The following is a 13,910-nucleotide window of genomic DNA, read 5'->3' on the forward strand; positions in this document are numbered from 1 at the left end:
TAATAGATAATATTGAGTTATCGATAGTTTAAAACAAAAGTATGAAATTATTATTACTTAAACTTTAAACTCTATTTTTTATACTTAATCGATAAGTAAACACTTTTATTTTATTTCCATTTTAAAATATTTTTCATTCCTCATTCAATATACTTATTTTTATTTTTATTATATGAACAGTTGATAATAAGGCAATTGAAATACGAGGATCAGAAAATTTTTTATTATTTTTTTTATTTAGCATATCATTAATTTTCATATCTTTGCACACTTTTAATTTTACTTAACTTTAAAAAGTTAATAAATTTTATTTGCAATTGTTTAAAATAAATATTTTTTCTATAACTATGCATAATAGTTTTCCACTCTTGCTGTATGTATTTCATTTTAAAAATGATATTATATATTAAAATGTTCCTCGACATATGAATTTGTCTAGTCTAGTTTTATATTGAATATTATTTATAACATAGCAAGCCTTATTAATTCAGTAAGCATTTTAACCGAAATGCTTGTTAGCGATTTTGTAATACCTCGTCAAACAGCTGAACGACTTGTAAAAGATCGTTATCATCCATACATTGAAGCACTAAATGATGGAATATGGGTATTTATAGAAAGCCCATATGTTGATAAAGTATATAGGGATAGTTATTATAATTATTTCTCATCTAAACTAAATCATGATAAAAAAGATTGTATTAGAATTTCGCTTTTTAATTCTGAAATAAAATTTAATGATTTTAGAGATAATAGTACTATAGATGAACTAAAAAATAAATTTTTAGGATTTATTGTTATCAGACCAACACCTCCATCAATCATAGGTAGAAGTGTAATTACACCGGAAGCTTTTAAAAAGAATTCTTTTAAAAGTCGTCTGATTAATGTTAAAACAACAGTAAATTATGTAAAAATGAAAGTTAGAGGATTTCCTCATTCTTCTCAAGACACAGAAACTATTACTTGTGCAGAAACAACAATATGGTCATGTTTAGAATATTTCGGAACAGAATATCCTGAATATAAAACTATTTTACCTTCTCAAATAACTAATGTTCTTAGTAAGGTAGCATTTGAGAGACAATTGCCTTCTATTGGTTTAAATGTAAGACAAATATCTTCTGCATTAAAAGAATTTGGATTTGGAAGTAAAATATATTCATCAAGAGACTATAATGGAAATATGTGGCCTGATTTTCCTGTTATTTCTAGCACATATATTGAAAGTGGAATACCATTAATTTTAATACTTCACAAATCACAGGGTGCTGGGCATGCTGTATTATGTATCGGACATGAAAATTTAGAAAAAACCCACTTTGATCAATTAAACGTACCGAAGACTCTCAATAATATTAAAGTTTATGATTTAGATTATATTAAAAAGAAGTTTATAATTATAGATGATAACTACCCCCCATATCAATCTTCGTATTTTGACAATCCTTGCCAATATTACAAGAACACAGTATTTCATAATTATAGAATTGAGTATATTGTTGTTCCGCTATATCCCAAAATATATCTTGATGCATTTGAAGCAAAAAATTTTGTATATGACTTAATTAGTTTAAGTCCATGGAAAATGGTTGATAATAGTACTGTTGCACTAAGATTCTATTTGGCCTCAACCCGTTCTTTTAAAGATTGGTTAGCATTAAAATCCAATATGCAAGAAGATTTAAGAGAAATAATTTTGAGTATAGCAATGCCTAAATTTATTTGGATAACTGAAGTTGGCACGAAAGACTCCTTTAGTCAAAAACCAGAAAAAGCGAAAGGAATAATTTTATTAGATGCAACAGGCGCGAATAAAAAAGACTTAAAGCCATTAATTATTGCAGCTTATGATGATCAATTATTTTTCTTTGATCCAATAACAAATGAACCACAACCACCACAACAAATGCCTTTAACTGAATTTATAATATATCAAAACCTTAAAAACTAAAAAACAAGTCCCCCTTTAAGGAGGCAAAAAAATGGAATCTAAAATAGACAAATTCCAAGAAGTAATAGCAAAATTAAAAACACAAGGAAAAGCTACTATTATTCCGAAAGAGCAATTCTCAAAAGAGATGGAATTAATGAATAATAGTGTCGAAAAAACAAGAGACGAATATCTAAATATTGAGGCAAATGCTCAATCAAGAGCTGCTGAAATTATTGTAAGATAATGATATTTAGTATATTATTGTGTAAACAAAGGACATTTATCATGAATGTCCTTTTTATTATCTAATTACTTGTACCTTTCAATTTTTAAATAACCTTTTTACTTATTAAATAAGTTCATCTTTTCATCCCAACTATTTGTTTTTCTACATTTTTTCTCGTATTCCACATTTCAGTTTCCCTCTCTTCTATTTTTTTTTGACTGTCAGTCAAGTCATTCTCCAAAATCAATTCCCTTTCTTCATTCCTAACATTAAGAATATAATCCGTTGCCTTCTGAGCTTGTGCGCTTGCATAAACTATAAATTTTTTATCTTTCTTTAATCTTTCCAACCAACCTTGTATATAGGCTGCATTATTTTCAAGTTGTTCAATGGGTATTCCTGCAAAAGATTTTAGGTATGAAGCTCCCATTTCAGCTGTTAATTCTTCTACAGCATAGTCATTTGTTTTGAATCCTTTGCTCTGTGTTAATTCTCTTCTGTCTAATCTTTCTTGATGTCCTGTGCTATGCACCAGTTCATGAAATAATGCCCCATAATAACTTTCACTGCTAACAAATGATTCAGTTTTTGGCATATTTATATAGTCTTCTATTTTATGATAATATGCCTGTTGTTCTTTAGTTCTAATATCTGGTCGCTTTGGCATTTCATTAATTATCTTTTCACAGGTTTCAATTGGATCATTTTGTCTTTCAATTTTTGGCGGTATTTTCTCAATTGGTATTCCATCACACTGGTCAATATTGAAGACATTGTAATATTTCAGTAATGGAATCTTCTTTGTTTTTCCATCTGCTTCATTTTCTTTCTCCAACCATTTCCAAAATATTACTTCCTGTGATTTTTCACCTTTCTTTACTGTACCTCCTAATTCTTTAACTTGTTTAAAAGTGAGAAAATAATTTTGCGCATAATTCAGGGTTGATAATAGCCAGACATTGATTCCCCTGTAATCTTTCCCGGTAATAAGATTTTTCGGATGCCCTGCATCAGTCCATGGTTTTTGCCATGGTATTACTCCATTCTCAAGATGTTCAATGATACGATTAGTAACAATTTCATAGACATCCGTTGGTTTTGGGTTGTGTATAGGTTTTATGTTTTGCATATTAATATTTTTATTGATAATTGTTATAGGTTACGACTAATGTTTTTATCTTTTTCATTTCTATCTTTTACTTCCCTTGTTTTATTTATCTCAGTTCCTCTTTTAAATGTTCTGTTTAGTTCTTCCAATCTCTCTTCTGTAAAGCCTATCCGGCTCAAACGAAACTTATGATTTTCGAAAATTATTCCCGTTATTTTTCCTCCTCTTATGTATGTTTTCAGTCCACATTCATTTAGTTTTTTAAAGAAATCATCTTTGGATTCGGCAGCCTTATAACATGTTTTAAGTATTCCAATGATTTGTTCTTTTTCTGTGGCTCTCCCTGTTCTTAATTTAAATTGGTACTCTTTTTCGGTTTTAGTTACTTCATTATTTTCTTTACTTCGTTTTTTGTCTTGACCTCGTTCTTGTTCTTTGCTTTTAACTTTGTTATTGTGCCTGACAACAGATTTTGAGAGTTCCGGAAAATGTTCTAATTGATAATTCTGAATGTCTTTTTTTAGCTTCTGAAATTCCACTTTTGTCATTCTCAGGGATTTTCCTGTATGATATTCCAATCCCGACGCACAAATATGAATATGATAATGATCTTTGTCAAAATGTGGGATGGCGACAAACATTCCGTTTATCTTTCGCATTTGAATATATGCCCTTGCCATAAGTTCAAGCTTGTCTAAAGAAATGTTTTCCGCATCGTCCTTGTGAAAAGAAATAATCTCGTGAGTATATAATACGCTGTCTTTCCTTTTTCTTAATCTAAATGTTTCGTTTTCTATATATTGTGTTTCCCATTGGTTAATGCTATTTCCTCTTAAGTTATGGGTAATTACAAAGCTTCTTTTTTCTTTATTAAAAAGTCGCCCTTCATCATGCAACATATAATTAAGTAGTTTTTTGTATTGTGGTCTCTTATATGATTTGATCTTGATTATCATTAATGAAAATGTTTAATGTCTTTGTTTGTTGTTTACAATTAGAGTATTTTTAATAACAACGAACTATAAACAATAAACTTTTTAACTTTTAACTTCCCTTGGTGGGTTTCTGAAAACTTCATTGATTTCAATTTCCAATTTTTCTATTCTGTTTTCAATTTTCTCCAGTCTTTTGTCTCTTTCCCAAAAATATCTGTCTCTTACTTTTACTATACTTTGAATTTCATTCAAACATTGGGATAATAATTGTTCTAACTTTGCTATTTGATTAATGTTAGGAACAATAAATTTCTGATTGATGTATGCAATGGTTGCTTTTCGTATAAATGACGTGATAGTTACATTATGTTTTTTTGCTGCTTCCTTTACTTTGTTATATTCTCCTTTTTCGTTTGAGAAATTAACATTGAATTCCGGTTTATGTGTTCTTTGTTTTTGTTTGTATTTCAATAAATATTCTTTCCTGTAGGCTTTCTTGACGGCTTTGATCTCCTCATCCGTACCATTTTCAAGAATGCCTGTTCTTTCAAGATATTCCCATAATCCGCTTTTGGTCTTCCTACTCATCAGTTGCTAGGTTATCGTGTAATGTTTGATTGTCCTGCATTGTAATATCAGGTGATTCAATCATACTGTATTTGCGGTATTTTAATCTTTTATAATATGGTTTTAATCTAGCCATAATAGGCTTATGATGTCCGCAAATAAGTATTGCCATATTTTCTTTCATAGTACGGATTTCATCATTTGTCATTAAACTTCGTACTACTTTGTTTTTCTTATCATCATGGTATTGAAATTTACCCAGAGTTTGTTCTAGTTCTTTTGAGGTTTCCAATGAGGTTCCAGTAAAATACATTTTGGCAAAACAGTTGGATTTTATTCCTTCTGCATTTTCTTTTCCGTAACTGTGTACTATCTGACTAAAATCCTGAACTAACAACATTATTCCTGATCGATGTTTTCTAACATTAGCAACTGCCAGTGGCAAAGTCGGAAAATATAAAGAGGAAGCTTCATCAATTAATAAGAAGATATCACTTTCATTTTCTTTCGGAAATCGTGAGAGTATATAAGCGAAGAACTGTTCAAAATATATGGAAGTAAGAACAGAGTAATACTTTTGATCGGCAACTGAGTTCTGTATAAACAATGCTGTTGGCTTATTTCTGAATTCTTCAAAGTTCATATTATCGTATTCTGTTACTTGTGCTACTGCTTCATCATTGAATATTTGAAGAGCGGCTTTACAAGTTGCAATTACTCCACTTACAACCTTTTGATCGTAACTTACAAATGACTTGTATTCTCCAAACAAAGCATCATCTGCATATTTACTGAAAAGGTTATCTACATATTCAGGGTCACCTCCGAGTTTGTTCAACAATTGCCTTACATTATATAGATTTGTTAATTCAGATTCTTGTCTTTTTAATATTGTTATAAGCATAAAAAGTAATGATGTTGACTGGATAGTCCAAAACGGATCTTTAGACTTACTGCCTAGTGCATTTTCAACAAGCATTGTTGCTACTTTCTGAATTTCAGAAGAACTTTTTGCTCTTTCAAGAGGATTATAATTAGAAGATTTATCAGGGTTAGCAAAATTCAAAACTTTGATTTCATACCCTTTTTGCTTTAAATACCCTGCTGTTTTTGTAAAAAGTTCTCCTGAAGGATCATGTATAACAAAGCTCCCTAATGTTGAATATATGGAAGGAATAAGGACTACACTTGATTTGCCTGTTCCGGTTCCTCCTATGATGATTGAATTTTGATAAGAGTTTTTTACAGACAGGTTTTTTATGCCTGTCAGACAAAAACCCTTATGTCTTCTTGAGAGGAGCGTTCCTGACCAGACAAATTTTGCGTTGTAGCCTTCTTTCTTCTCAGGAATGGCAGTAATAACAAATTTTATCAATTCAAATATAAATTTGAAAAGACTTTCGAGTAATTTGATGATGAGTGTGAGAAATTGTTCGATAATCATTTGTGGTAATTGTTATTTTTGTTTATTAATAATCTTATCCAGAAATTGGTTGCATTGTTGAAGAATTAATTCAGCCAAACGACAGGCTCCCCATAAGAGGATTAGAAATATCTTCCATACCAGTTTTAGCATATACCAGAGTATCTTCTTTAGTGTTTCCATAACTTTTCACTTTTTAGTTTTGACTTTTTATAGGTTTGCAGAGATGTTTACTTTAGCTCCCTTATCTTCCAATAGTTTTTTATAGAATCCGGATATTATTTGAAATTTCTGATCACTAATATTTTCTGTAGGTTGATAGATAAAATAAACTTCTATTCCATTTAAAGTTTCCAAAGTTTCTTGCTTTTCAAATATTCGTATGATTTGTTCAGGATTTGATTTTAATTTCTCAAAATCATCCCTTTTGTAAAAAGATAAATCTGGCGCATTCTCCATTAAATTACTGTATACAACAAGAATATGCCTTTGGGCTTTAATATTTTTTAACTTGTTAAGTTCATTTGCGATTGGGAAATAAATGGCTGAATTAGCTTTTTCTGCATTATACCTTGAGCGATTCTTTATTATTTTCACTACTTCATTAGTGAATTTCTTAATTTCTTTTTCTCTGTCAAATTCATTTGCGAGCCATTTATTCTGAGGTTCAAGCTTTGCTTGCTTTATTTGATTATAGCTTACATCTGTCAATTCTTTAAATTGGAAAATTCCCCCGTTCCATTTGTTTTGCAAATCGAACAGGGAAAGTATTTCCTGAGTGTCAGGTTGGGCGATGTGTATATCTGTTATATCGTGTAAAAGTACAACAGCTGTTGTACTTTGCTCTTGCGAATTACACCCTGTTATTAAGGTGATAATTGCAATTGATATTAAGATTGTGATAATCGTTTTCATTTTGTTGTTTTTTAATTATTGAGAATTTGTAATTATCCTTTATTGCTTATATTATTCACGGAATAGATGAAGTCTTTTATATCCGGCTCGGGTTGTGGTTTTTTGAAGCAATCTGGTGTTAAACCATCAGTCCGGTATTTAAGATTATTAGCTTTAAATACTTCTATTGACTCCCAATACATTTTTCGAATTCTGTCTGCAGCATAATTGGCATGTTGAGCTATACGCATTCTCATTTGTGTCCGTTCTGCAATTGTTGCTTTAATTTTTTCTCTTTTTGCCTTTAATTCTTCGATTTCCTTTTTGCGTTTCTTAATAGTTTTATAGATTTTCATATTCTTTGAATTTTGCCTAATCTCAGTCCATGATGGCAAAACAAAGTGAGATACTAGTGTTGATACAGTAAATAAGAACAAGTTAAAAACAACAAAAAAGAATGGGTTAATATGTACATCATGACTTTCAAGGTAGCTTGTTCTTAAAAAGGCAAGAACTGTAAAAACTATTGTTATAAAAGAAAATGAACCTATTATAACAAATCGTTTTTGTAAAGTATTCTTAGCTTCCTTGAAAAGAAATGGAACCAAGTGAGAAAAGATAAATACAGCAAAGGAAATGCATATTGATATAATCAAAGCAAACAACATATTCTCTCCGGTTTTCTGAAATGCTTTTGTATTAAAAAGCGTTTCGCCAATGTTAATGATGAGGGTTGAAATTATTGCCCATTGTATTCTTGTATGTAATGATGTTTGATTGAAACTTCTTAATTCATGTTCATCAATTTGGTTCTGATCTTCCTTTTCCTTGATTTCCTTTTCAAGAACTTTATCTTTTTCTTTTAGAAATTCAGCTTCTATACCTGCATCTTTAAAATGTGCATCAGGTTGTATGGAATGATTTGCTTCGGTTGCGAGTTTTTCGCATCTGGTTCGAATTTCTCCTGTATACTGGACAAAGTCATCCCCTTTTGGAGCAGGCAGGTTCTTTTTTCCATAGAATTTTCCGTCTGTGGCAGCTAATTCGTTAATTACGACATAGCCTTTTTGCAACATATTCTCTAGTTCAGGGTCTTGAATGTTGCCTGTTGAAAATGTAACTGAGTTTTGTTTCATGATATTTTGATTTTAATGGTTATTATTAATTATTATCTGTCTATTTCCTGCTCAACTTCCTGATTGTTTTCCCTGTCATTGTTTTGCTCCCTTACTTGTTCAAGTTCCTGCTCTCTTTCGCTTTTTTCAGGCTGTTCATTTTTGTATTTTTCATCGTGCTTGTTTTCCAACTTTTCATCGTGTTCTTTTTCGACCTTAGTTTCCTTGTCTTTTTCTGTTGGTTTTGATTTTCCACGAATTTGTTTCAGTTCATTTTCCCTTGATGATTTTTCTTTGGGTTGTTTCTTTCCGATTTTTTCAGAATAAGGAAAGTCATCATGTTCTTTTTGGTTGGGTCCTGCAGGAATTGACATTGCCATTGTTTTTCCGCATTCAATAAAATTTTGCTTTAGGGCATACAACTCTTTGGTATCAACAAAAACGTCATTTCCCATCCAGTCTTTTGCGTAATAAACATATTTCTCATTCTCTTTGTCATACACTTTAAATATTCGCCCTATGATTTGTCTTTTTCCTTTTTCAACATGAACTACAGTTATAAAATGTTGACCCTTTCTGAATGTGCTGTATTCAATGAATACGGTTTTGGTAGTTTTCATAATTTTAATTTTTAATGGTGAGTATTGGTGATTCTGATTTTTTCAAAAGCCAAAATTGAACCGTCACTTTTTTAGTCATTACCGTCAAATCCGTCAATTTTTGTTTTAATTTGAACATAGCAATTCCATATCCTTTTATGTTCAAAAGGATAATTTTAAAAGTGCAGAATAGAGTGCGGAAATAAGGTGCAGAAATGCACCATTTTGTATCAAAATGCAAGTATATAATACCTGATTTTGCTGATAATGAGCTATTGTAGTGCGGACTTAAAATCCTGTGGCCCCAAAGGCCGTACCGGTTCGATTCCGGTCCGGGGTACGAAAAAAGACAAGCACAATGCTTGTCTTTTTTCATTTAATAAATTCACTATTAAATCAATTTTACTTAAACAAAAAAACTCCTTGAAATTCAAGGAGTTTTTTCTGGCGGTGCGGACGGGACTCGAACCCGCGACCCTCGGCGTGACAGGCCGATATTCTAACCAACTGAACTACCGCACCTTTTTTGATTAGGAGTGCAAAAGTAGGTAAAATTATTATTTTTTCAAAATCTAATAGGAATTATTTTGCAGTAAAAAAGGTAAAATGAACATTTCCATAATTTCTACTTTCATTAAAATACTTATGTTCAGAGAAATTATATTTTTTTGAATGTTCTAAAACTAACCAGCCATCCTTATTTAATAATTCGTTATCAAAAACAATATCAGGTATTTGATCTATACCTGATATATCATAAGGTGGGTCACAAAAAATAATATCAAAGCTAATTTTAGTCTTTTTTAAATAATAAAAAGCATTTGCCTGAACAACTTTTATATTTAATTCCATTTTGGCTGCTTCATTTCTAATAAATGCTACCTGATTGGAATTAATTTCAATTGAGACAACAGATTTTGCTCCGCGTGAAGCAAACTCGTAGCTTATGCTACCAGTTCCACTAAACAAATCAAGCACTGTGCTATCTTCAAAATTGATCTTATTATCTAAAATATTAAACAAACCTTCTTTTGCAAAGTCTGTTGTGGGTCTGGCTGTTAATCCTTTTGGAGGAATAATATGCTTACCTTTTCTACTACCACTTATTATCCTCATAAGGCATTATAAAAAGATTAGAGAAATGATGTTGGGGAATCTCGTTAAATCTATAACTATAAACAAATTTTGAATTCGATTTAGAATATTGAAGCTTTTTTAAAAACTGTTCGAGCTTTACAATTCTTGAATCATTCTTTTGAGTTATACCTGAAATTGTTACAGGAACCTTTTCTTTATCAAACTGAAATAAATCAAATAAATAAAGAATGTAGTAACAAAAATCATCGTCCGTCTGATAATTAAAAATATTAAAAAGCTGAAGTTTGCTATCCTTTATTACAACAACTTGCACATGATTTTTTAATAAATTAATGTATAATCCTGATAAATTATCTTTTTGCAGACAATCTTTATGTGCTTCAGTTAACACTGTAGTTGCAAGCGGGTAAACTGTATTACAATTTATTGATCTTAAAACTTCATTTATTTGGGATGGTAAAGAAAATGCAATATTTGACTCAAAAGATGACTTACATACCATATTCTCACTATAATCAGAATCACCAAAATTAAATGAAGTAAAATGCGAAATTTTATCTTTTTGTAAAAAAGAATCCGGAATAATAGTAGCATCTTTAGTAAAAATAAATGCTCTTATCCCCTCCAGTTTCGATTTCAAAAATGGTTCATTTTCTACAATAGACTTTAACTCCCCATAATTATTTTCCAAATTGTTATATGGAATATATTTCAATAAAACATATTTCTTTCTTACAGAGTCAAACACCACATAAGATAAACTATCAGGCAACAATTGAACTGTTACTATGTAATGCTCAGAATTTAAACTATTAAAAGTTTCATCAATTAGTGAAATCTGTTTCATTCTATCTCACCCGATTTTAAATAATATACATTTTAGAACTATATTACAATTAAATTACTTCAATAAAGATATTTACAGTTTATCATTAACTACAAAGTTAGTTTTTTTTGAAAATTATTTACATCAGCATAAAAATTATTTCCCAATAGAATTTTCAGTATACTATTATATGAAAAGAAATAAATCTTTATCGACATTGTTTGTATTTTTGTAAAATTCTAAAATCAGAATAATTAATAATGCTTACTGATCATATATGCAATATTGTTTCCCGAAACTTAGGTTATGAACCAACAACTGACCAATCAAATTCAATTAAAGAATTCAGCAAATTCATACTTCCAAATTCTGAATATCAGCTATTAATTATCGACGGACATGCAGGAACAGGCAAAACCACATTAATAAAAGCATTTGCTCACACTATGGAAGAAATGAAAATTCCATACGAACTAATGGCACCAACCGGTAGAGCAGCAAAAGTAATTTCGGGATATTGTAACAGACCATCTTTTACTATTCATAAACGTATTTACCGACAAAAAGATAATAGCGGATTAGGAAGCTTTGTTTTAAACTTCAATAATAAAAAAAATGCTGTTTTTATTGTAGATGAATCTTCAATGATTTCTAATCAATCATTTGAAAACTCAACCTTTGGTTCAGGTCGGTTACTAGAAGATTTAATACAGTTTGTTTACAGTAAACCAGAGTGTAAATTAATATTAATAGGCGATACAGCCCAACTTCCTCCTGTTGGAATTGTACAAAGTCCGGCTTTGGATTTACAAGAGATTAAAAGTTTTGGAATTAATGCAACAAAAACTACTTTAAAACAAGTAGTAAGACAGGAAGCCGACATGGGAATACTAATAAATGCTACAAGCATTCGAAAAAAAATTGAAAGTGAAAACAACCAGGACTTGCTAATTTCTACAAAACTTAAAGATGTTGAAAGATTAAGTGGTATTGATTTTCTTGAAAAAATTAATGACTCATACGATAAACATGGAATGGATGAAACAATGGTTGTATGCCGATCAAATAAACAAGCCAACAAATATAATCAAGGCATAAGAAATCGGATTTTATACAGAGAAGAAGAAATTTCGCAGGGCGATTATTTAATGGTTGTAAAAAATAGCTACAGTTGGCTTCCGGATGATGCACCCACAAATTTTATTGCTAACGGAGATATAATAAAAATATGCCGTATTCATAAATTTGAAGAAATGCATGGATTTAGGTTTTGCGAAGCAACAATAGAATTAATAGATTATTCAAATCTTGAGTTAAGGGTTAAAATAATGCTTGATGCACTAGCATCTGAAGGACCTTCAATTTCGAAGGAACAATCTAACAATTTATACAATAGTGTACTTGAAGATTATGCTGGTGAAACTTCGTATGCAAAAAAAAGTGAAAAAATAAAAGCTGACCCATATTACAATGCACTTCAGGTAAAATTTGCATACGCAATTACATGTCACAAAGCGCAAGGCGGACAATGGAAAAATATATTTTTAGATGCAGGGTATATACCTCAGGAACAGATGGACATTGAATATTTACGTTGGCTGTATACTGCATTTACAAGGGCAACAGAAAAACTTTATCTTGTTAATTTTCCGGAAAAATATTTTCTTGAAAATGAAATTTAAATAGCTAAATTTGAATACTATAAAAAATAATATTATGCGTATTGTTTTCATGGGAACTCCCGAATTTGCAGTTGAATCGTTAAAAGCATTAGTTAATGCAGGAAAAAATATTTGTGCAGTTGTTACAGTTCCAGATAAACCTGCAGGTAGAGGTCTACAAACACAAAAAAGTGATGTAAAACAATATGCTGAAGAAATTGGACTTCCAATATTACAGCCAGTAAAACTTAAAGATGAAGAATTTATTAGTGAACTAAAAAAAATAAATGCAGACTTATTTGTAGTAGTTGCATTTAGAATGTTACCTGAAATAGTATGGCAAATGCCAGGAAAAGGAACAATAAATCTTCATGGTTCATTGTTACCTAACTATCGTGGAGCAGCTCCTATTAACTGGGCAATAATAAATGGCGAAAAAATAACCGGAATTACAACTTTCTTTATTGAGAAAGAAATCGATATGGGTAAGATTATAAATTTTGAAGAAGTTAAAATTAAAGATACCGATAATGCCGGAATTATCCATGACACATTAATGACAAAAGGTGCTGCATTATTATTAAAAACAGTAAATGCTATCGAAGAAGGTGGTTACGAATCTTATTCTCAAAGCCAGTTTATTATTCCAGGTCAGGAATTAAAAAATGCACCCAAAATTAACAGGCAAACTTGTAAAATAAACTGGAGTTTAAAAACTGAAAATATTTACAATCATATCCGTGGTTTAAGCCCCTACCCTGGAGCCTGGACAGCAATAGAGAACATTGACACAAAAGAAAGTTTTACGATTAAAATTTTCTCATCAGCAATAATTGAAGGACAACACAATTCAAAAGGAACAAGCTGCCTTAGCGATGGGAAAACATATTTTTACATAACAACAGACGGAGGTTTAATCAGCTTATTAGATATTCAGCCAGAAGGAAGGAAAAGAATGAGTATCGAAGATTTTTTAAGAGGGCAAAGAGGAGTTAAAGAATGGAGAATTAAAGAAATAAATAATAGTTAAATATTCTACCCAAATATTCTTTTTAAAAACGGTTTTTTATTTTTAAGGAATTTCTGTTCTAAATTATCTAAGGATTCTTTACTAAAAGATTGCCAAATCACACTCCAGTCAACAAAGCCACCAAAATTTCTATCATCTATAAAAAGATCAGCATTTATTTTTCTTGGAATTGTAGAATCATAAACTTCCTCAGGATAATTATTATTAACTGCATAAAATTCTAACCCTCGCTTTTTGCAAAATTCAACTGCATCCTTTAATTCTGAACCTGTTCTGAAAGTCCATAGAATAAGTTGATGCCCTTGTTTCTGAATCTGCTTTAAAGTTTCAATTGCAAATAGTTTTTCCTCTCCAATTTTAGGATATTCATGTTCAACTATTGTTCCATCAAAATCAACTGCAATTTTCATTTAATCAATCGTTTTTTTATAATAAAATCAAAGCATAAAAATATGAAATTATATTTTTGAAAGCTATTTTTTTTACAATCTA

The 13,910-nt window shown here is 30.4% G+C and carries 14 protein-coding genes and 1 tRNA gene; 4 read left to right on the forward strand and 11 right to left on the reverse strand.

What is annotated here, in order from left to right; genetic code table 11:
* Positions 1 to 451 precede the first annotated feature (451 nt).
* Both HY951_00690 and HY951_00695 read left to right on the forward strand, forming a co-directional pair.
* Entirely contained in the window at positions 452 to 1,954 is a 1,503-nt protein-coding gene (locus tag HY951_00690; protein ID MBI5538549.1) for a hypothetical protein, read from the forward strand.
* Positions 1,955 to 1,985: 31 nt separating this feature from the next.
* Positions 1,986 to 2,180, forward strand: coding sequence for a hypothetical protein (locus tag HY951_00695; GenBank protein MBI5538550.1), 195 nt, complete (start codon positions 1,986 to 1,988; stop codon positions 2,178 to 2,180).
* 115 nt (positions 2,181 to 2,295) lie between these two features.
* Here the strand turns inward: HY951_00695 and HY951_00700 are convergent, their stop codons facing one another.
* The 10 genes from HY951_00700 to HY951_00745 form a co-directional block, all read right to left on the reverse strand.
* Entirely contained in the window at positions 2,296 to 3,291 is a 996-nt protein-coding gene (locus HY951_00700) for a DUF1738 domain-containing protein (protein MBI5538551.1), read from the reverse strand.
* Positions 3,292 to 3,314: 23 nt separating this feature from the next.
* Complete coding sequence (locus HY951_00705) at positions 3,315 to 4,226, reverse strand: relaxase/mobilization nuclease domain-containing protein (GenBank protein ID MBI5538552.1); 912 nt, start codon at positions 4,224 to 4,226, stop codon at positions 3,315 to 3,317.
* 81 nt (positions 4,227 to 4,307) lie between these two features.
* A complete protein-coding gene (locus HY951_00710; GenBank protein ID MBI5538553.1) occupies positions 4,308 to 4,793 on the reverse strand; it encodes a hypothetical protein in 486 nt (161 codons plus the stop codon).
* The gene (locus HY951_00715; GenBank protein MBI5538554.1) at positions 4,786 to 6,216 is read right to left on the reverse strand and encodes a type IV secretory system conjugative DNA transfer family protein; all 1,431 of its coding nucleotides are present in this window, start codon (positions 6,214 to 6,216) and stop codon (positions 4,786 to 4,788) included. The genes HY951_00710 and HY951_00715 overlap by 8 nt, the downstream gene beginning before the upstream one ends.
* 189 nt (positions 6,217 to 6,405) lie before the next feature.
* Positions 6,406 to 7,110 carry a hypothetical protein gene (locus HY951_00720; protein ID MBI5538555.1) on the reverse strand — a complete coding sequence of 235 codons (705 nt, stop codon included), beginning with the start codon at positions 7,108 to 7,110 and terminating at the stop codon, positions 6,406 to 6,408.
* A 32-nt stretch (positions 7,111 to 7,142) separates the two neighbouring features.
* Positions 7,143 to 8,225 (reverse strand): hypothetical protein, encoded by a 1,083-nt coding sequence (locus HY951_00725; GenBank protein ID MBI5538556.1) that lies wholly within the window; start codon positions 8,223 to 8,225, stop codon positions 7,143 to 7,145.
* A gap of 32 nt (positions 8,226 to 8,257) precedes the next feature.
* The gene (locus HY951_00730; protein MBI5538557.1) at positions 8,258 to 8,824 is read right to left on the reverse strand and encodes a hypothetical protein; all 567 of its coding nucleotides are present in this window, start codon (positions 8,822 to 8,824) and stop codon (positions 8,258 to 8,260) included.
* A 424-nt stretch (positions 8,825 to 9,248) separates the two neighbouring features.
* Positions 9,249 to 9,325: transfer RNA gene (locus tag HY951_00735), tRNA-Asp, on the reverse strand.
* 60 nt (positions 9,326 to 9,385) lie between these two features.
* Entirely contained in the window at positions 9,386 to 9,919 is a 534-nt protein-coding gene (locus tag HY951_00740) for an RsmD family RNA methyltransferase (protein MBI5538558.1), read from the reverse strand.
* The gene (locus HY951_00745) at positions 9,900 to 10,748 is read right to left on the reverse strand and encodes a DUF3822 family protein (protein ID MBI5538559.1); all 849 of its coding nucleotides are present in this window, start codon (positions 10,746 to 10,748) and stop codon (positions 9,900 to 9,902) included. Before HY951_00745 ends, HY951_00740 begins: the two co-directional genes overlap by 20 nt.
* A gap of 239 nt (positions 10,749 to 10,987) precedes the next feature.
* On the opposite strand from HY951_00745, the gene HY951_00750 reads away from it, so the two are divergent.
* Positions 10,988 to 12,409 (forward strand): AAA family ATPase, encoded by a 1,422-nt coding sequence (locus tag HY951_00750; protein MBI5538560.1) that lies wholly within the window; start codon positions 10,988 to 10,990, stop codon positions 12,407 to 12,409.
* A gap of 34 nt (positions 12,410 to 12,443) precedes the next feature.
* On the forward strand, positions 12,444 to 13,418 hold the full coding sequence (locus HY951_00755) for a methionyl-tRNA formyltransferase (protein ID MBI5538561.1): 975 nt from the start codon (positions 12,444 to 12,446) through the stop codon (positions 13,416 to 13,418).
* A 5-nt stretch (positions 13,419 to 13,423) separates the two neighbouring features.
* Here the strand turns inward: HY951_00755 and HY951_00760 are convergent, their stop codons facing one another.
* Positions 13,424 to 13,828 carry a hydrolase gene (locus HY951_00760; protein ID MBI5538562.1) on the reverse strand — a complete coding sequence of 135 codons (405 nt, stop codon included), beginning with the start codon at positions 13,826 to 13,828 and terminating at the stop codon, positions 13,424 to 13,426.
* Positions 13,829 to 13,910: the final 82 nt, after the last annotated feature.

This window comes from Bacteroidia bacterium (genome assembly GCA_016218155.1).
Lineage (GTDB): Bacteria > Bacteroidota > Bacteroidia > Bacteroidales > GWA2-32-17 > GWA2-32-17.